This window comes from Maritalea mobilis (genome assembly GCF_019800885.1).
GTDB classification, from domain to species: Bacteria; Pseudomonadota; Alphaproteobacteria; order Rhodobacterales; family Rhodobacteraceae; genus Roseibacterium; species Roseibacterium beibuensis.
The window spans coordinates 39,580-61,143 of sequence record NZ_JAHVKE010000004.1 but is presented as its reverse complement, the minus strand read 5'-3'; the positions used below and the strand labels follow the sequence as shown (position 1 = coordinate 61,143).

Sequence of the window (21,564 nt, the reverse complement as noted above, 5' to 3'; positions counted from 1 at the left end):
GGTCAGCTTCCCATCCGTTCTTCGAGGCGTGCGACCATGCGGGCGGGTACCTCGTCCTGGTTCAACTGGTTCAGCATCCGCTCGCGCACATCGGCGGGAATGAAGCTGTTGGCTTCGACAAAGGCGATCAGGCGCGCGCGGCGTTCGGGGTCGAGGGCGATGGTCTCGGGCGCGGGGGCAGCGGCATCGGCCTCGTCCCCGGCGGGCGCCACGGGGTTGATGCGGATGCCTTCGCCCAGAACCGGCGTGCGGGCGGCCACGACCTGCCGGCCTTCGTAGGCTGGGGGCAGCGAGACGAGCACGTCATCCCCCTGACGGCGCAACAGGCGCACCTCGACCGCCTCGAGGCGGTTCTCGTCATCCAGCACGAGGATCTGCCCGTCCGACCCGTACGCCGTGGCGGGCAGGCGGGCCACCTGGGCCAAGGGCGGCTCGGCAACCTCGACCCGGACGAAATCGCCCACGCGCAGGCCGCGCGGCTCCTCGATCCGGGCAAACAGAAGGCGGCCGGATTGCCCCTCTTCCACCGCGCCGGATTCGCGCGTCAGCCGCGCCTCGGCGGACAGGTCGAGGCCGAACACGTCGAGGATCACGCGCACGGGCACATTCGGCAGGTCCCCGGTCTCGCTGATGAGATTGGCGTATTGCGCGGTCGAAATACGGAAGGACACTTCCAACGCGTCCGGGTCGATCAGGCTGGCCAGCTGTTCGTTGCGACTGACGAGGCGGCCCGCGACGACGGTCACATCCGACAGCACCCCGGAAAATTCGGCGCGCAGCTCGGTCTGGGCGAGGACGCGTTCGGCATCGGCCAAAGCGATGCGACGACGCTCCAGCGCGGTCTCGGCATTGGCGACACGCGCCTCGGCGGTGGCAAGCGCCTGACGACGGGACAGGACAGATTGATCGGCGGTGGCGGCGGCCAGTTCCGCCTCTTCGACCGCGACGGCAGAGCCGACACCGCGGCTCAGAAGATCCTGTTGACGTTCGAAGGCCCGGGCGCGCAGCTCGGCCTGGCGCTGTGCGGCGGCGACATCTTCGCGCGCAAGGTCGAGGGCACGGGTGGCCTCGGCCAACTCGTTCTCGGCATCGCGCAAATCGGCAGCGGCGGTGTCGCGCGCCGATTGCGCCTCGGCCGGGTCGATCCGCAGCAAAAGCTGACCGGCCTCGACCGCGCCGCCATCCTCGAAATTCTCGGCCAGTTCGATCACGGTGCCTTCGGCGGGCGCGCGCAGTTCAAGGGTCCTGCGTGACCGAACCTCACCGAAGGCGGTCAGCACAGGCGTTTCGCGGCCCAATGCGATGGTCGTCACCTCGGCAGAAAAGACGCGTTCACGAACCGGCGGCGTGCGGGTTTCCTGCGCCATGCGATCCTGCATGGCCGTCCAGACGGAGTTTCCGGCCAGGGCCAGGATCGCGACTGTCACGGCCATCAGGAACAGACCCACGAGGGCGCGGCGGAAGAAACGCATTGGAACAGCCTTCACGTGTTGGTTGAAGCAGGAGATAGCCCTGCCCCGCATGCGGTCCAAGTGACTATGTCACAACCCTATCACGATGCAGCGAGTCATTTCCGTCGCATATGTTCGTCGAGACGGGGTAGAATCTCGACGAAGTTGCAGGGGCGGTGCCGGTAATCGAGCTGAAACCGCAGGATTTCATCCCATGCGTCCTTGCAAGCGCCCGATGATCCCGGCAGCGCGAAAAGGTAGGTGCCGTTGGCCACGCCCCCCGTTGCGCGCGACTGCACGGCCGACGTGCCGATCTTCTGCATCGACACCATGGTGAAGACGGTCGCGAAGGCCTCCACCTCTTTTTCGTAGACATCGCGATGCGCCTCGACCGTGACATCGCGCCCCGTCAGGCCGGTGCCGCCCGTGGACAGGATCACGTCGATCTCGGGGTCGTTGCACCAGGCGCGCAACTGGTCGGCGATCGCCGCGCGCTCATCCTTGAGGATCATGCGCGCGGCCAGGTGGTGGCCCGCATCGGTCAGCCGTTGCACCAGCACATCGCCGGATTTGTCCTCGGCCAGCGTGCGCGTGTCCGACACGGCCAGGACGGCGATCCGCAGGGGGATGAATTCCTTGGTTTCGTCGATGCGGGACATCAGGTGCCTTTCAGACGCGACTGGAGAGACAGAAGATCGGACCACGCCAACGCCTTTTCAGAGGGTTGCCGCAACAGGTAGGCGGGATGGAACATTGGAAGGGCGGGACGGCCAAGCACCTCGTCCCACTGTCCGCGCATCCGCTTGATGCCACGCCGCCCCAAAAGGCCCTGGCAGGCCCAGTTGCCCATCAACACGACGATCTCGGGATCGGCCAGTTCGATATGACGCCGCACGAAGGGCAGCAGCATGGCCAGTTCGTCGGGCTTCGGATCACGGTTCTGGGGCGGACGCCAGGGCAGCATGTTGGTGATGTAGAGCGCGGTCGCCGCCTCCTCGCTTTGCCGAGACAGGCCGATGGCCGCGAACATGCGATCAAGAAGCTGCCCGGCGCGCCCGACGAAAGGCTTGCCCTGCCGGTCCTCCTCCCGCCCCGGCGCTTCGCCCACGATCATGACGCGGGCCTCCGGACGACCATCACAGAAGACAAGGTTTCGCGCCCCGCGTTTCAGTTCGCACAGCTCGAACCCCGCAAGCGCGGCATGCAGCGCCGTAAGGTCCTGCGCCTGCGCCGCCAGTTGCCTTGACAGGTCCACCGCCATGCGCGTCGTCTCGGCCTGGTCCGGTTCGGCCGGCGCGATCGGACGGGCCGGCGCGGGCGAACTGTGCAGGGGGCTGGGCTGCGGCTTGGCAGGTTTCGGCGCCTCTGCCGGGATCTCGAAGCGGTTGACGGGCGTATCCTGGATCGCCTCGTCGGCGCCCAGTTCGACCTGCCAGTCCAGCAGTGCCAGCGACTCGTGATAGCCCAGCTCGTCCATGTGCCGAAGCTAAGGCGGCTGGACGCCGGTGGAAAGGCCTGTCACCACTGCGCCATGCCGCGTGAATTGACCGTGACCGTCCGTTATCCGCACGACGCCGACGAGCTGTTTGCCCGGGCACTGAGCTTTGCAGAAATGGCCGAAGCGACCCGGGGCGTCGCGATCTATCGCAACATGCCCGCGGGCGACATGGCTCAAGGCGAAACCTATGTCATCGACGTGCTGGTTTGGCGCGTGATGCACAACCCGCACTACACGGTCCATGTCGAGACGGTGAACCATGCAGAGCGCCGCGTTCAAAGCCGCGAGGAAGGCTGGATGATCCGGAAATGGGACCACACGCTGACGGTTGATCCGCTGGAGGGGGGCGGTTGCCTCTGGACAGACCGTCTGGAGATCGATTGCAGCTGGGCCACCGGCTTCATGACCTGGGTCGCGCGGATCCTGTACCGCACGCGGCATCGCAACAGGCAGGGGACCGCGATCACCGCGCGGGCGCGCCGCATCTGAACACGGCCCGCGCGCGGGTATCCGTCCTTGCCCGCGGGCCGGGCGGCTGAATATAAGCGGCCTAGCCAAGACGGGGTGGCCCATGAGTTTTCGTCAGCAGCATCTTCTGGGGATCGCCCCCCTGCACCCGGACGAGATCCGGACGATCCTTGACCTTGCGGACAGCTATGCCGAGGCCGAACGGGCCGACCGCGCCCATGGCCGCGCGCTGGAGGGGCTGACCCAGATCAACATGTTCTTCGAGGCCTCGACTCGAACGCAGGCCAGCTTCGAGATCGCGGGCAAGCGTCTGGGCGCGGACGTGATGAACATGGCGATGCAGGCGAGTTCGATCAAAAAGGGGGAAACCCTGATCGATACGGCCATGACGCTGAACGCGATGCATCCCGACCTGCTGGTGGTGCGCCACCCCCATTCCGGCGCGGTCGACCTGTTGGCGCAGAAGGTCACCGGCGCGGTTCTGAACGCGGGCGACGGACGGCACGAACACCCGACACAGGCCCTGCTCGACGCGCTGACCATCCGGCGCAAGAAGGGTCGCCTGCACCGGCTGAACATCGCGATCTGCGGCGACATTGCCCATTCGCGCGTGGCGCGCTCGAACATTCACCTGCTCGGCAAGATGGAAAACCGCATCCGCCTTGTCGGCCCGGCGACCCTGATGCCCTCGGCGGCGCGCGAGTGGGGCGTCGAAGTCTATGACGACATGCGCGAGGGGCTGGAAGGCTGCGACGTGGTGATGATGCTGCGCCTTCAGCGCGAGCGGATGGACGGCGCCTTCATTCCGTCGGAGCGGGAATACTACCACCGCTTCGGACTGGACGCCGAGAAACTGGCCTATGCCAAGGACGACGCCATCGTCATGCACCCGGGCCCGATGAACCGCGGCGTCGAGATCGATGGCCTTCTGGCCGACGACATCAACCGGTCCGTCATCCAGGAACAAGTCGAGATGGGCGTCGCCGTCCGCATGGCGGCGATGGACCTTCTGGCGCGCAACCTGCGCGCGCTGCGGAAAAAAGAGGGAGTGATGGTATGAGCGAGCAGCTCCGGATCTACGCGCTGAACGTGGACAGCAAGGCGCGCCACACGAACCTGACGCGGGCCCGCGGCGAGATCTCGGAGATGCCGCCGCTGACCGACTGGCTGGGCGTCGAGACACTCGATCATCGCGAGATCGAGCTGTTCCCGATCGAAGACCTCGGGGACATGCGCCTGTCCGATTACATCCGGAGCGCCTTTGACCCCGCCAAGGCGATCGGAGCGGAAACGGCCCTGCGGCTTGATGCCTTGTCCGGGTCGGTCCTGATCGTGCCGGGCCGCGCGCTGGAGGAAGAGCCGGACCCGGGCAGCGAATTGACCGAGATCGCCGTGATGGAGATCGCCGTGCCGGATCACGAGGCATCCCTGCCCAAGGCCGACCTGACCTCGGCCGTGCCCGCCCCGCAACCCGACGACCTCGGCCCGGAAAAGACGCGGCGTTGGGCCATCGTCTTTCTGCTGACGGCGCTGGTGCTGGCGGGTCTGGTCGTGCTGATCGGGGCGCTTGGCTGATGGACCCGATCTCGACCCGGACGCATTTCACCCCGACCACCGAGTTGGAGGACGGGGAACGCGTGATCGCCTCGTTCCAGGGCGACCGGGGCACCTATTGGCGGGAACATGCCTGGCTGGCGGCCATCGCCATGGCGGCGGGCATGGGCATCCTCTGGGCGATGGGCAATCCGCATGTCTGGACCGGGGCAATTGGCGGACTGATGGCCATCGCGGTGCGGGGCCTCTACCTCGCCTCGGACGAGACCAAGATGCGCTGGGACCTGACCGACCGCCGCCTTCTGGGGCCGGGGCCACGCGTGATCTGGCTGCGCGAGATCGAGGCCGTGCGCTCCATTTTCTCGGCGGTGCAGGTGGTCACGGGAACGGGCGACAAATACCTGCTGAAATACCAGCCCGACACCGCCAGGGTGATCGCCGAGATCGACGGCGCGCGGGCGCGGAGGGGCGCATGAAAGACCAATTGCTTCGGAATGCGCGGCTGATCGACCCCGAGGCCGGAACCGACACGCGCGGCTGGCTGCGGATCGCGGGCGGCGAGATCGTTGAGATGGGCGAAGGCGGGGCCGAGGGTGGCATGGATTGCCACGGAATGTGCCTTGCCCCCGGCATCGTGGACGTGGGCGTGAAGGTCGGCGAACCCGGCGAGCGCCACAAGGAGGGGTTCCGCAGCGCGGGCCGCGCCGCGGCCGCCGGTGGCGTGACGACGATGGTCACACGCCCCGACACGCTGACGCCGATCGACACGCCAGAGGTGCTGGAATTCGTGACGCGCCGTGCGCATGACCGCACGCCCATCCGCGTGCGCCCGATGGCGGCCCTGACCCGTGCCCGCGAGGGGCGCGAGATGACCGAGATCGGGTTCCTGATGGATGCGGGCGCGGTCGCGTTTTCCGATGGTGACGCGGTCTGCGCAGACACCCGCGTGCTGTCGCGCTGCATGACCTATGCCCGCGGCCTTGGCGCGCTGATCGTCGGGCACCCCCAGGACCCGGGCCTGAGCCGGGGTGCGGCGGTGACGGGCGGCAAGTTCGCGGCGCTGCGTGGCCTGCCCTCCGCCCCGCCCATGGCCGAACGCATGGGGCTGGAGCGTGACCTCGCCCTGGTCGAGATGACGGGTGTGGCCTATCACGCCGACCAGATCTCGACCGCGGTCGCCCTGCCTGCCTTGGCGCGCGCCAAGGCATCCGGGCTGAACGTGACGGCGGGTGTCTCGATCCACCACCTGACGCTGAACGAATTGGACGTTGGCGATTTCCGCACCTTCTTCAAACTGAAGCCGCCCCTCAGGTCCGAGGAAGACCGCTTGGCGATGGTCGAGGCCGTCGGCGACGGGACTATCGACATCATCTGTTCGATGCACACGCCGCAAGACGAGGAGTCGAAACGCCTGCCGTTCGAGGCCGCGGCCTCGGGCGCCGTTGGGCTGGAAACGATGCTGCCCGCCGCGATGCGGCTCTACCATGCCGGGCACCTCAGCCTGCCGCAGTTGTTCCGCGCGATGTCCCTGAACCCGGCGCGGCGCTTTGGTCTGCCCGGCGGGCGTCTGGTCAAGGGCGCGCCAGCTGACCTCGTGCTGTTCGACCCCGATGCGCCCTTCATCCTCGACCGGTCCACCCTGCGGTCGAAGTCCAAGAACACGCCCTTCGACCTGACCCGCATGGAGGGGCGCGTCCACCACACATGGGTCGGCGGTGAGACGGTCTTTTCCGAGGAGGGCGCGGCATGATCCCGGTCATCGAAACCTCTGCCCTGTTGCTCGCCATCACCGGTGTGGCGGCCTATCTTCTTGGCTCCGTCCCGTTCGGTATCGTCATGGCGCGGCTCTTCGGGTTGGGGGACCTGCGCAAGATCGGCTCGGGCAATATCGGTGCGACCAATGTCCTGCGCACCGGCAACAAGCTTGCCGCCTTCCTGACGCTGGTTCTGGACGCGGGCAAAGGCGCCATCGCCGTGCTGCTGGCCCGCGCGCTGGTGGGCGAGGATGCGGCGCAACTGGCCGGCTTCGCGGCCTTCTTCGGCCATTGCTTTCCCATCTTCCTTGGCTTCAAGGGGGGCAAGGGGGTTGCCACCTTCATCGGCACGCTGCTGGCATTGGCTTGGCCCGTGGGGCTGGCGGCCTGCGCGACCTGGCTGATCGTGGCCGCCGTGACGCGCTATTCGTCTCTGTCAGCGCTGGTCGCGGCCGTTTTGTCGCCGGTTGCCGCCCTGTTGCTCGGACGGCCCGAACTGGTGCTCTTGTGCATCCTGCTCGCGGTCTTGATCCTGATCCGCCATCGCGAGAACATCACGCGTCTGCTGAACGGGACGGAATCACGGATCGGCAAGAAGTCGGCCTGACATCCGCCCCGACAAAGGGAGGGTGCCCCCATGGACTTCATGACGGCTGTCAAAACCGTTCTTGGCAAATACGCGACCTTCTCGGGGCGCGCGCAGCGATCCGAATTCTGGTGGTTCTACCTTTTCTCGCTCATCGTATCGGCGGTTTTGCAGATGGTGGACCGGGCCCTGTTCGGCACCTTGGTGGGCGGACAGGATGTCGGCATTCTGGCACCGCTGTTCAGCCTCGCGATCCTGCTTCCCGGTCTGGCCGTCGGCGCGCGACGCCTGCATGACACCGACCGCTCTGGCTGGTGGCTGTTGATCGCGCTGATCCCGATCGTGGGCTTCCTCGTGCTGCTCTACTTCTTCGTGCAACGTGGCACCGCCGGACCGAACCAGCACGGAGCCGACCCACTGGCCGGACGCTGACCCAAACCGCTTGAAACCACGCCGAGACAGGCGATCTCGCGGCGGATTTCCTTACCTGACGTCACTTTGCCGTTGCCAAGCCGCGGCGGCTGCCCGCACGCTCGTGACATCGGGCCAAAGGGCATTGCCGCCCACCGGGCCAGCAAACGACCACGGTAATGCATTGGAGACAGCAAATGGATTTCATGACGGCAGTCCGCACTTGCCTGAGCAAGTATGTCGATTTCTCGGGGCGCGCGCAGCGGTCCGAATTCTGGTGGTTCTACCTGTTCAACATCATCGGCTCGGCGGTGGCCAACGTGATCGACACAGCCGTGCTGGGCTTTCCGGCGCTGTCGCTCATCTGGATGCTCGGCCTGATCCTGCCCGGCATCGCCGTCAGCGTGCGCCGCATGCATGACCTCGACAAGTCGGGTTGGTGGATCTTCATCATTCTGATCCCGATCGTCGGTGTGATCCTGTACATTTACTGGTTCGTGCAGCGCGGCACGGTTGGCCCGAACCGCTTCGGCCCCGACCCGCTGGCCGGCGAAGGCACGATGGCCGCCGCCTGATCGCACCTGGCGGACAAGTTCCAAGTTCATCCCGCCCAGCGCCGTCCGGGCGGGTTTTTTCATGCCTGCGCTTGTGAAATTCCGGGCTCGGTCAAATGCGCGCCACGCTAAGGCCATCTTCGACCGGCATCTCGGGGCCGTATCTGGTTATTTGCAGCGAAGGGGGCTGACGCGCCATGGGTCCGCTGAAGGCAATCGCGAGTTGCTACGTCAACATCCTGAATTTCTCGGGCCGTGCCCGTCGCGCTGAATACTGGTGGTTCGCGCTGTTTCTCGCCGTCGCGGCAACGGCAGCGCAGATCGGGCTTGGCTACGTTTTTGCCCGCGACCCCGAGCTTCTGCTCAGGGTGACAGATGCCAGCGCGTCAAAGGCGTTTTTCGACAACAACACCGAGTTGCTCTACTACATCGGCTATTTCTACGCCGGTTACATCGTCCTGGGATGGCTGCCACAGCTTTCCGTAACCGTGCGCCGCCTGCATGACACCGATCGCAGCGGTTGGTTCATCCTGATGCCGACCGCGGTGACGATCCTTGCCCTTGTCGGGGCGGTGTTCCTGATCCCGTTCCTCGGAAGCCCGGAAAGCGCGATGCCGATCATCCTGATGGTTGCGACCGTGCCGCTGATTGCCTCGGTCTGGTTCCTGGTCGTGCTGTGCCTGCCGGGGACACATGGCAACAACCGCTTCGGGCCAGACCCGGCACCGGATCGCAAGCGCCCGCCGCCGGCCCATCCGGCGTTCGTCAAGCAACTGCCAGACGACGTGCGCGAGGCCGTGCAAGCCAAGAACCAGTCGGATTTCGCCGAGTATTACCGCACGCGGGTTGCGCCTGCGATCCAGCAGAACAAGGCCGCGCGCAGCGGCTGATCAGTAGCTGAACTCGTCGTAGATCCGGTCGAGATCGCCCGCCCACTCGCCGTGATACTTCGCCAGAAGCTCATCGGCGGGGACATGGCCGGTCTCGATACTGTCCTTCAACGCCGACAGGAAATGCGTCTCGTCCGGGACCAGCCCGCCAGCCCCGGGCCGGGCGCGGGCCTTCAGACCCGCCTCGGCAATCGCGAGAACCTCGCGCGCAAGATCGTGCATCTTGATGGTGCCAACCTGCGCGTCGAGCGCATCGACCGAGGCCGCAACGCGCAACGCTTCGCGCGTCTCGGCATCCCAGCCTTTCACCAGGTCCCACGCCGCATCCAGCGCGGTCTGATCATAGGTCAGGCCGACCCACAGCGCGGGCAAAGCGCAAAGGCGACGCCACGGGCCGCCATCGGCGCCGCGCATCTCGATGAACTTCTTGATCCGTGCCTCGGGGAAGATGGTGGTCAGGTGATCGGCCCAGTCTGAAAGGGTCGGGATTTCACCCGGCAGGGCAGGCAATTCGCCCTTCAGGAAGTCGCGGAAGGATTGGCCGAGCGCGTCGATGTATTTCCCGTCGCGGTAGACGAAATACATCGGCACATCGAGCGCGTAATCGACCCAGGCCTCGAAGCCGAACCCATCCTCGAACACGAAGGGCAGCGTGCCGGTGCGGTCGGCATCGAGGTCACGCCAGACGCGGCTGCGCCAGGATTTGTGCCCGTTGGGCGCGCCGTCGATGAAGGGCGAGTTGGCAAAGAGCGCGGTGGCCACGGGTTGCAGCGCCAGCGCCACGCGCAGCTTTTGAACCATGTCCGCCTCGGAGGCGAAGTCGAGATTCACCTGCACCGTGCAGGTCCGATACATCATGGTTTTGCCAAGCGTGCCGACCCGGTCCATGTAATCCGTCATCAACCGGTAGCGCCCTTTGGGCATCATCGGCATGTCCTCGTGCCGCCAGATCGGCGCAGCCCCAAGGCCAATGAACCCAACGCCAAGATCGTCGGCCACCGCGCGCACCTCGCGCAGGTGTTCGTTCACCTCGTCGCAGGTCTGGTGGATGGTTTCCAGCGGCGCGCCGGACAGTTCCAACTGCCCGCCCGGTTCCAGGCTGATATTCGCGCCGTTCAGCTCCAAGCCGATGATGTTGTCGCCTTCAAGGATCGGGGACCAGCCAAAGCGGTCACGCAGACCTTCGAGCATTGCCTTGATCGAACGCGGACCGTCATAGGGCAGCGGCGCATGCGTATCCTTGGTGTAGCCGAACTTCTCGTGCTCGGTGCCGATGCGCCAGTCTTCCTTGGGCTTGCAGCCCGAGGCGAGATACTCGGCCAGTTGCTCTGGGCGTTCGATCGGACCGCCGCCGGATTGAGGGATGGACATCTGGGGCGCTCCGGGCCTGTTGCACGCGATTGGATGGCAGAGGTGGCGCGGTGCGCCTACCGTGTCAAGGCCGGAGACTGTGTGCGCTGCCACAGGCGATGTGTGCCGGGATGCGGATTTTCCCGTGCCGCCAGAACCTGTTGCGCCGACAGGCCGGGCAAGGCTGTGAAGGCGTCGAACAGCGCCTCGCCCCCCTTGGCATCGGCGGGAATGGTCAGGACCTGCCCGCCTTCCACCAGAACCCAGGTCAGCTGGCCATCGGGTGTCCGCCGCGCGGAGATCAGCGCCAGTTCATCCAATGCGACCGACCCGCCGTGATGCGGCCCCATGTAAAGGATGCAGCGTTCATCGACCTGCACCACGCCAGGCCCCTCGCCCGAGGCGGCAAACCGCGCGCGGCGAATGGCCGGGATCAACACCGCGAGCGCAAGCAGAGCAAGGATGAGCCCGAACCCGCCAAGGATCGGCCCCGGCTGCTGCGCGATCCAGAGGCCAAGAAGCGCCACGGCAAGCGCCGCGATGACCTCGCGCCAGCGTTTCAGCGTGGCCGCGGCCTCGGGGCGGAGAAATCCGTTCATAGCCAATCGCCCCGCTCGGATTGCCACAGGGTCAAGGCCGCAACCGCCGCCGTATCGGCGCGCAGGATGCGCGGCCCCAGCGAGATCGGGGTGACGAAGGGCAAGGCGCGCAACCGCTCGCGTTCCTGTGGTGAAAACCCGCCTTCGGGGCCGATCAGGATCGCCCATTTCTCGGCCTCCGGCGCGGCGGCCAGGGATTCCCTGGCACCGAGCAGCGACTCATCGGCGAATACCAGGTGCCGATCCTCAGGCCAGTCTGCCAGCAAATCGGACAATTTACGCAAATCATCGACAGGCGGGACGTAAGTCCCGAGGCACTGCTCGCCCGCCTCGACCGCGTGGGCCTGAAGGCGGTCCTGCCGAATCCGCTCGGCATTGGTGAAATCGGTTTGCACCGGGCAAATCCGGGCCGCGCCAAGCTCGACCGCTTTTTCCACGATGAAATCGGTGCGGGCCTTCTTGATCGGCGCGAAGAGCAGCCAAAGATCCGGTGGCCTCTGCTGAGGCGCGGTTTGCTCAACACAGTTGAGGGCGCCCGCGCGCTTGCCAGCCTCGATGACAGTGGCGCGCCATTCCCCTTCGGACCCGTTGAACACCGCCACCTCGGCCCCGACAGACAGGCGCATGACGTTGAACAGGTAATTTGCCTGCTCCCGCGACAGGGGGACCGTTTGCCCCGGACCAAGCGGGTGATCTACAAAGAGGCGTATCTTGGGACGCGACATGGGACGCAGGTTATGAGCGAGGCGACGGAAACGCCAGAGGGCCAGGTGGCCGATGCGGTCAAGGGCAACTGGGTGGACCATTGGGCGCCAGCGCCCACAAGACCCTACCTGCGGCTGAGTCGCGCCGACCGTCCGATCGGCACATGGCTTTTGCTGCTGCCCTGCTGGTGGGGCGTCATGCTGGCCGCCGCCGCCGACCCGGCCGGCCTGAACTGGTTCGACCTTTGGATCGTCCTGGGCTGCGGCATCGGGGCCTTCCTGATGCGCGGCGCGGGCTGCACGTGGAACGATATCACCGACCGGGATTTCGACGCCGCCGTGGCGCGCACGAAATCCCGGCCCATCCCGTCGGGTCAGGTGACACCGAAACTCGCCCTCGCATGGCTGGTGGCGCAATCGCTGGTGGCTTTCCTGATCCTCGTCACCTTCAACGTGAACGCGATCCTGCTGGGCTTGCTGTCGCTTTTGCCAGTGGCGATCTACCCGTTCGCCAAACGCTTCACGTGGTGGCCGCAGGTGTTCCTCGGCCTCGCCTTCAACTGGGGCGCGCTGCTTGCCTGGACCGCGCATACCGGCAGTTTGGGCTGGCCCGCCGTGCTGATGTATCTCGGCGGCATTTCATGGACGCTGTTCTACGACACGATCTATGCCCACCAGGACAAGGAAGACGACGCGCTGATCGGTGTGAAATCGACCGCGCGGCTGTTCGGCGAGCAAACGCGCCAGTGGTTGCGCGGCTTTCTCGCGCTGTCGGTCGCCCTGTTGATGGTTGCGGTTCTGGTCGCCCTCGTGCCGCAGGGCAACGTCCTGTCCCTCGTCATCGCGCTGGCGGGCGTCTGGGCGATGGGCTGGCACATGGCGTGGCAGTTGCAGCGGCTCAAGATCGACGATGGCGAGACCTGCCTGATGCTGTTCAGATCGAACCGCGATGCGGGACTGCTGCCTGCGCTGTTTTTCGCCGTGGCGGCGCTGGTCTGATTGAACACGGTCGCGTCAGGCTGTAGGCCCTGCGCATCCCTATACGGATACGGATGACACGCCGCCCATGAACCGCACACCCCATCTTGTCTCGGCCGCCGCCTTTGCCGCTGCCGGCGTCCTGTCGATCGGGACAGCCATCCTTGCCGCCATCACGATCGAAAATCGATCGGTCGACGCGGTGGAGCAGGCGCTGGAGCAAGAGGGCATGGGCTGGGCCGAAGTGAGCGCGGACGGTCTGCAACTCTTTCTCGACGGAACCGCGCCGGACGAGGCCTCGGCCTTCCGCGCCCTGAGTCGCGCCAGTGCGATCGTCGATGCCGACAGGATCGTGAACCACCTCGAAATCGCGGTGGCCGACACGACGACCGCGCCGCGCTTTTCGCTGGACATGCTGCGCAACGGGGACGGCATCCAGTTGATCGGCCTGGTGCCCCTTACGACCGGCCGGGACACGGTGGTCGAGTCGATCTCGGGCGTGACCGAGGGGGTCGAGGTCATGGACATGGTCGAGACCGCCGACTACCCCGCGCCTGCAACCTGGCAGGCCGCAATGGACTATGGGCTGCAGGCCCTGCGTGAACTGCCGCGGTCCAAGGTGACCGTCTTTGCCGACCGGGTCGAGATCGAAGCCGTCAGCGAAAGTGCCGAGCAACGGGCAGAGTTCATCGAAACGCTTCAGGCCGCCCGCCCGGACGGAGTCGAGGTTGTCCTGGACATCTCGGCGCCCCGTCCGGTCCTGACCCCCTTCGCGCTGCGCATCGTGCGGGACGAGGACGGCACGCGAATGGAAACCTGTTCGGCCGACACGCCCGAAGCCGCCGAGCGCATCATTGCGGCCGCGCAGGCCGCCGGGGTCGAAGACGAGATCGACTGCACCATTGGCCTTGGCGTGCCCACACCGCGTTGGGCCGCTGCCGTGGAGCAGGCCATCGGTACGCTGGCGCAGCTTGAGACCGGAACCCTGACCTTCAGCGATGCCGATGTGACCCTGACGGGCAGCGAAGGCATGGCACAGGATCGGTTCGACCAGTTGGTCGGCGAACTGGACGCCGAACTGCCCGCGGTCTTTTCCTTGACCGGGATCCTGCCCGAAACGCAGAGCGCGACCTCCGCCGGTCTGTCGCGCTTCGTTGCGCGGCTTGACCCTGACACCGGCGTCAGCCTGCGGGGCCGCTTGCCCCAAGGGGCCGTGGGCCGCTCGGTTCAGGCCTTTGCGGTGGCGACCTTCGGGCGTGATCGGACCGACATGGCCACCCGTGCCGTCAGCGACCTGCCCGAGGGGTGGTCGGTGCGGACGATGGCAGGCCTGCGCGCCCTGTCCGCGTTGCACGAAGGGCAGCTCATCCTTGAACCGGACACGCTGAACCTGTCGGGCACCACCGGCGATCCGGACCTTGCCTCGGTTCTGGCTCGGCAACTGGCCGACGAATTGGGTCCCGCCGCCGATTTCCAGCTCGATGTCAGGTATGACGAGGCGCTCGACCCCATCGCCTCCCTGCCGACTGCGGAAGAATGCGTCGCCCAGATCCAGGCTGTGCAGGAAGAGACGAAAATCGTGTTCGATCCCGGCTCGGTCGAAATCAACGAGGCGGCCGGCGAGATCCTCGACCGGATCGCGGAAATCCTGCCCAACTGCATGCATGTCCGCATGGAGATTGGCGGCCATACCGACAGCCAGGGCCGCGAAGAGATGAACCTGAACCTCAGCCAGTCGCGCGCCGACGCGGTTTTGAACGGGCTCCTGGCGCGGGGCGTTCTGGTCTCGAACCTGACGGCACAGGGCTACGGGGAAAGCCAGCCCATCGCCTCGAACGAAACCGAGGAAGGGCGCGAGCTCAACCGGCGTATCGAGTTCCGCCTGCTGGCCGCCGGGACAGAAGACGCGGACGGCGAGGAGGCGGGCGAAGGGGAGGACGCGCCCGAAGCCTCCGAGGATTATGAATTCGAGATCCGGCCCCAGCCGCGCCCTGACAGCATAATCGAGGCCGCCGAAGCCGCGGAAGAAGAGGAGTAAGGCGCATGAACCGCCTGCAATTCATCATCGCCATCGCGATCATCCTGTTCGTGGCCTTTGCCCTTGGTTGGCTGGCGCGGTGGCTGGTCAACCGTTTCAGCCAGGTGTCGAGCGCAGACCTGGGCGAGATGGAAGAACTCGCACGCGCCCTCCACGATGCCGAGGAAACGCGCGACCAGGCGATCGCCTATCTTCAACAGCGCGAAAACGAGCTGACCAACCAGCTTAGCCAGACCGAGGCAGAGTTGCGCGCGGCGATGGAGGGTCTGCGCGAGGCACGGGCCGAGACCGAAGAACTGCGCAGCTACATCGAGCAGATGAACCAGGGCGCGCAGTAGCGCCGCGTCCCCCTACCAACGACTGAGGGCGTCTTCGTCCTCGTCGCGCGCGGCGACCCATTTTGCGCCCTGGGCGGTGATCTCTTTCTTCCAGAAGGGCGCGCGGGATTTCAGGTAGTCCATGAGGAACTCGGCGCCCTGGAAGGCATCCGCGCGATGGCGTGCAGCGGTTACCACCATCATGATCGGCTCCCCCGGCTCCATCCGGCCATGGCGGTGCAGGATCATGGCATCAGACAGCTTGAAGCGTTCGATCGCCTCGTCCCGGATCTTGGCCAGCGCCTTTTCGGTCATTCCGGGGTAATGCTCGATCTCCATCGCATCCAGATCGCCTGTTGCGATGTCGCGCGTGAGGCCCGAAAAACTGACCACGGCGCCCGCGTTCTTCTTCGCCATCGCGGCGGCGAAGGCGTTCAACTCGGCCCCCATGTCGAACAGGTCGGATTGAACGCGCACGGTCTCCATAACGCTCAGCCCCCGGTCATGGGCGGAAAGAACGCCACCTCGCGGGCATCGCCCAGGGGCGTGTCGAGCTCGACCAAGTCCTGATCCAGCGCGGCCCGGATTGCGGCGGTGTCGGAAAAGGCAAAAGCATAAGCCTCATCCCGTTGCCGCAACTCTTCGATCAGGTCCGCAACGGTTGCGGCCTCGGTCTCGATGCTCTCATGCCCGGTGCCGATCCGCTCGCGCAGCCAGGCGAAATAGCGCAGATCGCGTTTCATGGATGATCCCTCAGGTATGGCAGCGCCTTGCGGAAATAGTCGAACCCGGTGATCAGGGTCAGGGCGGCGGCCAGCCACAACAACACGAGGCCGCCGTAGGACACCGCCATCAGCCCTTGATATTTCCATGTCAGGCCAACGGAATCCTCGATCTCACCGGCAAGGATGCCGCTGACGATCTCTCCGTTCATGCCGAAGGTCTGCATGAGGAAGTAGTGGTCGAACAGGCCCCAGGCGAACAGCAGCGTGATCGCCACCATCTGAACCATCGTCTTCCACTTGGCGAGCTTGGTCACCTTGAGCGTCCCCGCCGTATCGCCCAGGAACTCGCGCAGACCCGAGACGAAGACCTCGCGGAACAGGATCGCGGTGACAGGCACCAGCGTCCACGCCGTGATGCCGTGAAGGCCAAGGATGACCGCCAGCGCGATCACCACCATCGCCTTGTCGGCGATCGGGTCCAGCATGGCGCCGAATTTCGACACCTGGTTCCACGACCGCGCCATCCAGCCATCCACGTAGTCGGTCAACGAGGCCACGACGAAAAGGATCATCGCCACCCAATCCGCGGCTGGACGTGGCAGAAACAGAAAGATCAGCCCCACCATAGGCGCAGCGATCAGGCGGAACACGGTGAGGATGTTTGGCAAGGTCCAGTTCATGGGCGAAGACTTATCCTGTCAGCCGCGCTCATGGAAGAAGGCGTAGATCGTCTCGGCCATCTGATCGGAAATTCCTTCGACCGCCTTCAGGTCGGCGAGGTTTGCGCGGGACACGGCCTTGGCGCTGCCGAAATGGTTCAAGAGCGCGCGTTTGCGGGTCGCGCCGACGCCGGGCACCTCGTCGAGCGGCGTGGCGGACACCGCCTTGGCGCGTTTCTGGCGATGGGCGCCGATGGCGAACCGGTGCGCCTCGTCCCGCATCCGCTGGATGAAGTAGAGGACCGGATCGTTTCTTTTCAGCGCGAAGGCCGGCTTGCCGGGGCGGTAGAATTCCTCCTTGCCCTGGTCGCGGTCGATCCCTTTGGCGACCCCGATGAAGGGCACATCGTCAATCCCGAGCTCTTCCATGATCTCGGCCACGGCGCTGACCTGACCCGCACCGCCGTCGATCAACAACAGATCCGGCCACGCTTCGGACTCCCGGTCGGGGTCTTCCTTGAGAAGGCGTTGAAAGCGGCGGGTCAGAACCTCTTTCATCATGCCGAAATCGTCGCCCGGGGTCAGGCTGTCACCGCGGATGTTGAACTTGCGGTATTGCGATTTCATGAACCCCTCGGGGCCGGCGACAATCATCGCACCGACGGCATGCGCCCCCTGGATGTGCGAGTTGTCATAGACCTCGATCCGAGATGGGCGCCCGTCGAGGTCGAACGCCTCGGCCAGACCGTCGAGCAGCTTGGCTTGCGCCTGCCCCTCGGCCATGCGGCGGCCAAGGCTTTCGCGGGCATTGCGCAGGGCGCTATCGACGAGTTCGGCCTTCTCACCACGTTGGGGCACCACGATCTCGACCTTGCGGCCACGTTTCTGCGACAGGGCATCGGCCATCAGGTCGGTATTCTCGACCGGGTGCGAGAGGATCACCTGACGCGGTGGTTCTTTCTGGTCGTAGAACTGGCCAAGGAAGGCCTCCAGCACCTCGGGCTCGTCGATATCGGGGCCCACGCGCGGATAGAAATCGCGGTTGCCCCAGTTCTGGTTGGCCCGGATGAAGAAGACCTGCACACAGGCCTGCCCCCCCTCCATGTGCAGCGCGATCACGTCCGCCTCGGTCACGCCGCGCGGGTTGATGCCTTGCGCAGACTGAACAGCGGTCAACGCCCGGATGCGGTCACGAAGCGCTGCGGCGCGTTCGAATTCCATGGCCGCCGAGGCCTCCTGCATCTGCGCTGCCAGGCGCTCCTGCAAATCCTTCGAGTCGCCCTTGAGGAACCGTTCCGCATCGCGGACGGAGGCCGCGTAATCGGCTTCGGAAATATACCCGACACAGGGCGCCGAGCACCGTTTGATCTGGTAGAGCAGGCAAGGTCGCGTGCGGCTTTCGAAACTGGCATCGGTGCAGTTGCGCAGCAGAAAAACCTTTTGCAGTTGGTTCAGCGTTCGGTTCACGGCCCCCGCACTTGCGAAAGGGCCGAAATAGCTGCCCTTCTGCTTCTTCGCGCCGCGATGCTTCTTGATCTGAGGAAAGGGGTGATCCTTGGCGACGAGGATATTCGGAAAGCTCTTGTCGTCCCGCAGCAGCACGTTGTAGCGCGGCTTGAGCTGCTTGATCAGGTTCTGTTCCAGCAGCAGCGCCTCGGTTTCCGTGCGCGTGGTCAGGAACATCATCGAGGCGGTTTCGCGGATCATGCGCGCGATGCGCGGGCTATGACCGGAGGGCTTTGCGTAGTTCGAAACGCGCCGCTTGAGCGCCCGCGCCTTGCCGACGTAAAGCACGCGCGATTGCGCATCGAGCATGCGATAGACACCCGGCGAATTGTCGAGCTTGCGCACGTAGGCCTGGATCACCTCGTGCCCGGTTTGCGGTTGGTTTTCGACCATTTCCGACATCGTTCAGGGCCTAAGTCGATTCCTTTCCGGGCTGCACCGGTCTGAGGCCGGATGCAAGCCTTGGAATATCCCCCAATCCTGTGGATAAGCTTCCGGATAAAACTTGGGGATAGAGATTTTTCCCTTATTTTTGGCCACCTTCTGCAGTTTGCACAATTTTTAGGCGGCTAAATATGTCTTTGTTTTAAAAAGATATTTTTTCTCCTAGCCGCGCCAGTCTTGCATTTGTCACGTAGGCGTTACCGTAACGTCACATCATCACTCACGGTGGAGAAGTTTGGTCGCATCAACTGCAACGATCACTCCACCCCAAGCACATCGGGCGTTTTCCAGGCCAGGTGTTGGCCCCCATCAACGCAGATCAACTGCCCCGTTACGGCGCGCGCGCTCAGAAAATACCGCAGCGCCTCGCAGATGGCTTGAGGGTCCGCGCCGCGCTCCAGGACGGTGGCCGCCCGCTGGTTCGCGAAATGCTCGTCCGACTGCCGCGCGCCCTGCATCGTAGGCCCCGGCCCGATCGCGTTGACGCGGACATGGGGGGCCAGCGCCTGCGCCGCCGTGCGGGTGAAGGCCCAGAGGCCCATCTTGGCAATCGTGTAGGTCATGAATTCCGGCGTCAGCTTGCGCACGCGCTGGTCGATCATGTTGATGACAAGGCCCTGCGCCTGAGGCTCGCCATTCTCGTCCGGCTGCGCGGGAGGCATCTGCGCCGCCAGTGCCTGCGTTAGAACGAAGGGCGCGCGCAGGTTGGATTCGAGGTGGCGATCCCAACTTTCACGCGTCGCTGTTTCGATATTGTCGTAGTCGAAGATCGAGGCATTGTTGATCAAGACGGTGATAGGCTGCCCAAGCGCTTCGGATGCCTTTGGCAACAGCGCTTGTACCGCGCCCTCGTCCAGCAGATCGGCCTCCACAGTCACGGCGTTGCGGCCGATCATGCGGATCTCGGCCGCGGTTTCCTCGGCCGCGTCGGCACTGGAATTGTAATGAACCGCCACGTCATGGCCCGCCCGGGCCAGTTCCAGCGCCATTGCCTTGCCCAAACGCTTGCCCGCGCCTGTCACCAGTGCCGTCATGAAAGCCTCTTTTCCGCTCAAGTCAGGAGAACGAGGATATAGGTCACGTAAAGGGCAGAGAAACCCAGCCCGACCAAACGGCCCATTTGCAGCCCGAGGAACACGAAGGGCGCAAGCACCAGCGAGGCCGCCAGCATCACCCACAGATCGAAACTCAGGAATTCCGGGTCGACCGGGATCGGCCCAACCAGCGCCGCCACCCCGATGATGGCCAGCAAGTTGAACATGTTGGACCCGATGACATTGCCGAGCGCCACATCGGCATGTTTGCGGATCGCCGCCATGACCGTTGTCGCAAGCTCGGGCAAAGAGGTGCCAACGGCCACGAGCGTCAGACCGATCACCGTATCGGACACGCCATAGGCCGAGGCGATGGCGATGGAGCTGTCCACCAGTAGATCGGCCCCCAACGGCAAGCCGATCAGGCCCAGCAGGACATACAGACCGATCTGCCACCACGGCATGTCTGGATCGGCCTCTTCCAGTTCCTCGATGCCTGCGATCTCGGCAGCCTCTTCGGCGCTGGCGCCATTCGCCTCGCGCCGATGCGCGCGGGCGGACCGCACCGCGTCAAGCAGGACAAGCGAAAGGATGCCCAGCAGGATGATCGAATGCCACCACGTGATCGGCCCGGCAAAGGCAAGGCCGATGAAAATCAGCGTCGAGACGATCATCACCATGTAGGTGCGCTGCGTGTCGCTCCCGGCGCGCAGGCCGGAGATCAGCGCCGGGATGCCGAGAACCAGAAGAATGTTCGCGGTGTTCGAGCCAACGACATTGCCAAGCGCGAGGCCCGGCACGCCATCGAGGACAGATTTTATACTGATCAGCAGTTCCGGCGCGGATGTTCCGAAGGCCACGACCGTCAGGCTCACGATCAGGGCGGGGATGCCCAGGCGCAGGCTGAGATTGACGGCGCCCTTGACCAGCACATCCCCTGCAAGAAGCAGGATGACGAGGCCGAGCCCCGCCAGCGCGAACTCCATCCACATGCCGTCAGTCCCGCCTTTCCGTGCAGTGCGGGCAATCGCCGCCGCGCAGGTTGTATCGTCCGCATTCCGGGCAAAGGCGCGGTTTCGGCAGGCCCTTTCCGCGCTTGAGGCCCGGCAGGCGCAGGCGGCCAAACATGGCGAGCACGATCATGAAGATCAGGAACAGGGTGACGATCTTGACCATCAGGACAGCCCGTAGCGGGCCCAAAGCGCCTGCTCCTCAAGTCCTCGGCCGAAATCCTGCGCGATCTGCGCGCCGAAGCGCTGCCAAAGGCTGTGCTTCGGGCCGTAAACGGCAAAGCGCGTCTTGTCGCCATGCAGGTCCTTCATTTTCGGAACGAGATGCGCGATCCCGTCCGCAAGGCCCAATTCGACCGCCTTGGCACCGGTCCAGAACGCGCCGGTGAACAAATCCTTGTCGCCGCTCAGGCGGTCCCCCCGGCGCGATGCGACATGCGCCTTGAACGCGTCGTGGATGTCGGACTGAAGATCTTTCAGGCGGTCGACGTCCTCGGCGCGTTCGGGGCGGAAGGGGTCGAGGATCGACTTGTCTTCACCGGCGGTATGAACGCGGCGTTCGACACCGATTTTTTGCATCGCCTCGTGGAACCCGAACCCGGCCGAGATCACCCCGATGGAGCCGAGGATCGAGCTGTGGTCGGCCCAGATGTGATCGGCCGCGCAGGCCAGCCAGTAGCCGCCCGATGCGGCCACGTCCTCGACAAAGGCGTGAACCGGAACCTCCTTTTCCTCGGACAGCCGGCGGATGCGCGCGGCGATGAGCGAGGATTGAACCGGGCTGCCACCGGGCGAATTGATCGAGAGTGCCACGGCCGCCGGTTTGCCCTTGCGAAACGCGCGTTCGATCGCGGGGGCCAAAGCGGCATCGGACAGACCGCCCCGCGGGGAGGCCATGATCGCACCGTTCAGCCGGATCACGGCGACCACCGGATCGGATTTCACGAAAGGGATGAAGCGTTTCATGGAATGCGATGTAGAGTGCCGATTGCGCGGCAACAAGGCGCGGCCAGCGGATTTGCCCGGTCTTGTGG

At 65.1% G+C, this 21,564-nt stretch carries 26 protein-coding genes; 12 read left to right on the top strand and 14 right to left on the bottom strand.

Annotated elements, in window-relative coordinates; genetic code table 11:
- Window positions 1-2 precede the first annotated feature (2 nt).
- From KUV65_RS14725 to KUV65_RS14715, 3 genes are all read right to left on the bottom strand, one after another.
- On the bottom strand, window positions 3-1,472 hold the full coding sequence (locus KUV65_RS14725) for an efflux RND transporter periplasmic adaptor subunit (protein WP_222191489.1): 1,470 nt from the start codon (window positions 1,470-1,472) through the stop codon (window positions 3-5).
- A gap of 95 nt (window positions 1,473-1,567) precedes the next feature.
- The gene (gene moaB / locus KUV65_RS14720) at window positions 1,568-2,110 is read right to left on the bottom strand and encodes a molybdenum cofactor biosynthesis protein B (protein ID WP_222191488.1); all 543 of its coding nucleotides are present in this window, start codon (window positions 2,108-2,110) and stop codon (window positions 1,568-1,570) included.
- Window positions 2,110-2,928 (bottom strand): uracil-DNA glycosylase, encoded by an 819-nt coding sequence (locus tag KUV65_RS14715; RefSeq protein WP_222191487.1) that lies wholly within the window; start codon window positions 2,926-2,928, stop codon window positions 2,110-2,112. Before KUV65_RS14715 ends, moaB begins: the two co-directional genes overlap by 1 nt.
- Window positions 2,929-2,982: 54 nt before the next feature.
- Here KUV65_RS14715 and KUV65_RS14710 point away from each other — a divergent pair, with 54 nt between their 5' ends.
- The 9 genes from KUV65_RS14710 (at window position 2,983) to KUV65_RS14670 (ending at window position 9,166) form a co-directional block, all read left to right on the top strand.
- Entirely contained in the window at window positions 2,983-3,438 is a 456-nt protein-coding gene (locus tag KUV65_RS14710; protein WP_222191486.1) for a hypothetical protein, read from the top strand.
- 82 nt (window positions 3,439-3,520) lie between these two features.
- Window positions 3,521-4,477: an aspartate carbamoyltransferase catalytic subunit gene (locus KUV65_RS14705; protein ID WP_222191485.1), complete on the top strand. Its 957-nt coding sequence runs from the start codon at window positions 3,521-3,523 to the stop codon at window positions 4,475-4,477.
- Window positions 4,474-4,992 carry a hypothetical protein gene (locus tag KUV65_RS14700; protein ID WP_222191484.1) on the top strand — a complete coding sequence of 173 codons (519 nt, stop codon included), beginning with the start codon at window positions 4,474-4,476 and terminating at the stop codon, window positions 4,990-4,992. Before KUV65_RS14705 ends, KUV65_RS14700 begins: the two co-directional genes overlap by 4 nt.
- Window positions 4,992-5,447 (top strand): hypothetical protein, encoded by a 456-nt coding sequence (locus KUV65_RS14695; RefSeq protein WP_222191483.1) that lies wholly within the window; start codon window positions 4,992-4,994, stop codon window positions 5,445-5,447. Before KUV65_RS14700 ends, KUV65_RS14695 begins: the two co-directional genes overlap by 1 nt.
- Window positions 5,444-6,721: a dihydroorotase gene (pyrC, locus tag KUV65_RS14690; RefSeq protein WP_222191482.1), complete on the top strand. Its 1,278-nt coding sequence runs from the start codon at window positions 5,444-5,446 to the stop codon at window positions 6,719-6,721. Before KUV65_RS14695 ends, pyrC begins: the two co-directional genes overlap by 4 nt.
- Complete coding sequence (plsY, locus tag KUV65_RS14685) at window positions 6,718-7,332, top strand: glycerol-3-phosphate 1-O-acyltransferase PlsY (protein WP_222191481.1); 615 nt, start codon at window positions 6,718-6,720, stop codon at window positions 7,330-7,332. The genes pyrC and plsY overlap by 4 nt, the downstream gene beginning before the upstream one ends.
- Window positions 7,333-7,362: 30 nt before the next feature.
- Window positions 7,363-7,743: a DUF805 domain-containing protein gene (locus tag KUV65_RS14680; protein WP_222191480.1), complete on the top strand. Its 381-nt coding sequence runs from the start codon at window positions 7,363-7,365 to the stop codon at window positions 7,741-7,743.
- A gap of 176 nt (window positions 7,744-7,919) precedes the next feature.
- On the top strand, window positions 7,920-8,297 hold the full coding sequence (locus tag KUV65_RS14675; RefSeq protein ID WP_222191479.1) for a DUF805 domain-containing protein: 378 nt from the start codon (window positions 7,920-7,922) through the stop codon (window positions 8,295-8,297).
- Between the two features lie 176 nt (window positions 8,298-8,473).
- Window positions 8,474-9,166: a DUF805 domain-containing protein gene (locus KUV65_RS14670; RefSeq protein ID WP_222191478.1), complete on the top strand. Its 693-nt coding sequence runs from the start codon at window positions 8,474-8,476 to the stop codon at window positions 9,164-9,166.
- On the opposite strand, the gene KUV65_RS14665 is transcribed toward KUV65_RS14670, so the two are convergent.
- From KUV65_RS14665 to KUV65_RS14655, 3 genes are read right to left on the bottom strand one after another with little or no spacing between them, the layout of a single operon-like run.
- Window positions 9,167-10,537 (bottom strand): glutamate--cysteine ligase, encoded by a 1,371-nt coding sequence (locus KUV65_RS14665; RefSeq protein ID WP_222191477.1) that lies wholly within the window; start codon window positions 10,535-10,537, stop codon window positions 9,167-9,169. It abuts the gene before it with no gap.
- Between the two features lie 56 nt (window positions 10,538-10,593).
- Window positions 10,594-11,115 (bottom strand): hypothetical protein, encoded by a 522-nt coding sequence (locus tag KUV65_RS14660; RefSeq protein WP_222191476.1) that lies wholly within the window; start codon window positions 11,113-11,115, stop codon window positions 10,594-10,596.
- Entirely contained in the window at window positions 11,112-11,840 is a 729-nt protein-coding gene (locus tag KUV65_RS14655) for a 16S rRNA (uracil(1498)-N(3))-methyltransferase (RefSeq protein WP_308124691.1), read from the bottom strand. Before KUV65_RS14655 ends, KUV65_RS14660 begins: the two co-directional genes overlap by 4 nt.
- A gap of 12 nt (window positions 11,841-11,852) precedes the next feature.
- Between KUV65_RS14655 and ubiA the strand changes: the two genes are divergently transcribed.
- The 3 genes from ubiA (at window position 11,853) to KUV65_RS14640 (ending at window position 15,173) form a co-directional block, all read left to right on the top strand.
- On the top strand, window positions 11,853-12,818 hold the full coding sequence (gene ubiA / locus KUV65_RS14650) for a 4-hydroxybenzoate octaprenyltransferase (RefSeq protein ID WP_222191475.1): 966 nt from the start codon (window positions 11,853-11,855) through the stop codon (window positions 12,816-12,818).
- A 67-nt stretch (window positions 12,819-12,885) separates the two neighbouring features.
- Complete coding sequence (locus tag KUV65_RS14645) at window positions 12,886-14,835, top strand: OmpA family protein (RefSeq protein ID WP_222191474.1); 1,950 nt, start codon at window positions 12,886-12,888, stop codon at window positions 14,833-14,835.
- Between the two features lie 5 nt (window positions 14,836-14,840).
- Complete coding sequence (locus tag KUV65_RS14640) at window positions 14,841-15,173, top strand: hypothetical protein (RefSeq protein ID WP_222191473.1); 333 nt, start codon at window positions 14,841-14,843, stop codon at window positions 15,171-15,173.
- 12 nt (window positions 15,174-15,185) lie between these two features.
- Here KUV65_RS14640 and KUV65_RS14635 read toward each other — a convergent pair whose 3' ends face one another.
- The 8 genes from KUV65_RS14635 to KUV65_RS14600 form a co-directional block, all read right to left on the bottom strand.
- Entirely contained in the window at window positions 15,186-15,647 is a 462-nt protein-coding gene (locus KUV65_RS14635; RefSeq protein WP_222191705.1) for a molybdenum cofactor biosynthesis protein MoaE, read from the bottom strand.
- Window positions 15,644-15,895 carry a molybdopterin converting factor subunit 1 gene (gene moaD / locus KUV65_RS14630; RefSeq protein WP_222191472.1) on the bottom strand — a complete coding sequence of 84 codons (252 nt, stop codon included), beginning with the start codon at window positions 15,893-15,895 and terminating at the stop codon, window positions 15,644-15,646. Before moaD ends, KUV65_RS14635 begins: the two co-directional genes overlap by 4 nt.
- Entirely contained in the window at window positions 15,892-16,557 is a 666-nt protein-coding gene (pgsA, locus tag KUV65_RS14625; protein WP_222191471.1) for a CDP-diacylglycerol--glycerol-3-phosphate 3-phosphatidyltransferase, read from the bottom strand. The genes moaD and pgsA overlap by 4 nt, the downstream gene beginning before the upstream one ends.
- 18 nt (window positions 16,558-16,575) lie before the next feature.
- Window positions 16,576-18,444, bottom strand: a complete 1,869-nt coding sequence (uvrC, locus tag KUV65_RS14620) for an excinuclease ABC subunit UvrC (RefSeq protein WP_222191470.1) — start codon at window positions 18,442-18,444, stop codon at window positions 16,576-16,578.
- Between the two features lie 299 nt (window positions 18,445-18,743).
- Window positions 18,744-19,520: an SDR family oxidoreductase gene (locus tag KUV65_RS14615; RefSeq protein WP_222191469.1), complete on the bottom strand. Its 777-nt coding sequence runs from the start codon at window positions 19,518-19,520 to the stop codon at window positions 18,744-18,746.
- 17 nt (window positions 19,521-19,537) lie between these two features.
- Window positions 19,538-20,512 (bottom strand): calcium/sodium antiporter, encoded by a 975-nt coding sequence (locus KUV65_RS14610; protein WP_222191468.1) that lies wholly within the window; start codon window positions 20,510-20,512, stop codon window positions 19,538-19,540.
- Window positions 20,513-20,516: 4 nt separating this feature from the next.
- Complete coding sequence (locus KUV65_RS14605; RefSeq protein WP_222191467.1) at window positions 20,517-20,696, bottom strand: hypothetical protein; 180 nt, start codon at window positions 20,694-20,696, stop codon at window positions 20,517-20,519.
- The gene (locus tag KUV65_RS14600) at window positions 20,696-21,496 is read right to left on the bottom strand and encodes a S49 family peptidase (protein WP_222191466.1); all 801 of its coding nucleotides are present in this window, start codon (window positions 21,494-21,496) and stop codon (window positions 20,696-20,698) included. The genes KUV65_RS14605 and KUV65_RS14600 overlap by 1 nt, the downstream gene beginning before the upstream one ends.
- Window positions 21,497-21,564 lie beyond the last annotated feature (68 nt).

Excerpts from the sequence above, each read along its gene's own strand:
- KUV65_RS14725 (WP_222191489.1), bottom strand. The coding sequence starts at position 1,472 with ATGCGTTTCTTCCGCCGCGCCCTCGTGGGTCTGTTCCTGATGGCCGTG.
- moaB (WP_222191488.1), bottom strand. The coding sequence starts at position 2,110 with ATGTCCCGCATCGACGAAACCAAGGAATTCATCCCCCTGCGGATCGCC.
- KUV65_RS14715 (WP_222191487.1), bottom strand. The coding sequence starts at position 2,928 with ATGGACGAGCTGGGCTATCACGAGTCGCTGGCACTGCTGGACTGGCAG.
- KUV65_RS14710 (WP_222191486.1), top strand. The coding sequence starts at position 2,983 with ATGCCGCGTGAATTGACCGTGACCGTCCGTTATCCGCACGACGCCGAC.
- KUV65_RS14705 (WP_222191485.1), top strand. The coding sequence starts at position 3,521 with ATGAGTTTTCGTCAGCAGCATCTTCTGGGGATCGCCCCCCTGCACCCG.
- KUV65_RS14700 (WP_222191484.1), top strand. The coding sequence starts at position 4,474 with ATGAGCGAGCAGCTCCGGATCTACGCGCTGAACGTGGACAGCAAGGCG.
- KUV65_RS14695 (WP_222191483.1), top strand. The coding sequence starts at position 4,992 with ATGGACCCGATCTCGACCCGGACGCATTTCACCCCGACCACCGAGTTG.
- pyrC (WP_222191482.1), top strand. The coding sequence starts at position 5,444 with ATGAAAGACCAATTGCTTCGGAATGCGCGGCTGATCGACCCCGAGGCC.
- plsY (WP_222191481.1), top strand. The coding sequence starts at position 6,718 with ATGATCCCGGTCATCGAAACCTCTGCCCTGTTGCTCGCCATCACCGGT.
- KUV65_RS14680 (WP_222191480.1), top strand. The coding sequence starts at position 7,363 with ATGGACTTCATGACGGCTGTCAAAACCGTTCTTGGCAAATACGCGACC.
- KUV65_RS14675 (WP_222191479.1), top strand. The coding sequence starts at position 7,920 with ATGGATTTCATGACGGCAGTCCGCACTTGCCTGAGCAAGTATGTCGAT.
- KUV65_RS14670 (WP_222191478.1), top strand. The coding sequence starts at position 8,474 with ATGGGTCCGCTGAAGGCAATCGCGAGTTGCTACGTCAACATCCTGAAT.
- KUV65_RS14665 (WP_222191477.1), bottom strand. The coding sequence starts at position 10,537 with ATGTCCATCCCTCAATCCGGCGGCGGTCCGATCGAACGCCCAGAGCAA.
- KUV65_RS14660 (WP_222191476.1), bottom strand. The coding sequence starts at position 11,115 with ATGAACGGATTTCTCCGCCCCGAGGCCGCGGCCACGCTGAAACGCTGG.
- KUV65_RS14655 (WP_308124691.1), bottom strand. The coding sequence starts at position 11,840 with ATGTCGCGTCCCAAGATACGCCTCTTTGTAGATCACCCGCTTGGTCCG.
- ubiA (WP_222191475.1), top strand. The coding sequence starts at position 11,853 with ATGAGCGAGGCGACGGAAACGCCAGAGGGCCAGGTGGCCGATGCGGTC.
- KUV65_RS14645 (WP_222191474.1), top strand. The coding sequence starts at position 12,886 with ATGAACCGCACACCCCATCTTGTCTCGGCCGCCGCCTTTGCCGCTGCC.
- KUV65_RS14640 (WP_222191473.1), top strand. The coding sequence starts at position 14,841 with ATGAACCGCCTGCAATTCATCATCGCCATCGCGATCATCCTGTTCGTG.
- moaD (WP_222191472.1), bottom strand. The coding sequence starts at position 15,895 with ATGAAACGCGATCTGCGCTATTTCGCCTGGCTGCGCGAGCGGATCGGC.
- pgsA (WP_222191471.1), bottom strand. The coding sequence starts at position 16,557 with ATGAACTGGACCTTGCCAAACATCCTCACCGTGTTCCGCCTGATCGCT.
- uvrC (WP_222191470.1), bottom strand. The coding sequence starts at position 18,444 with ATGTCGGAAATGGTCGAAAACCAACCGCAAACCGGGCACGAGGTGATC.
- KUV65_RS14615 (WP_222191469.1), bottom strand. The coding sequence starts at position 19,520 with ATGACGGCACTGGTGACAGGCGCGGGCAAGCGTTTGGGCAAGGCAATG.
- KUV65_RS14610 (WP_222191468.1), bottom strand. The coding sequence starts at position 20,512 with ATGTGGATGGAGTTCGCGCTGGCGGGGCTCGGCCTCGTCATCCTGCTT.
- KUV65_RS14605 (WP_222191467.1), bottom strand. The coding sequence starts at position 20,696 with ATGGTCAAGATCGTCACCCTGTTCCTGATCTTCATGATCGTGCTCGCC.
- KUV65_RS14600 (WP_222191466.1), bottom strand. The coding sequence starts at position 21,496 with ATGAAACGCTTCATCCCTTTCGTGAAATCCGATCCGGTGGTCGCCGTG.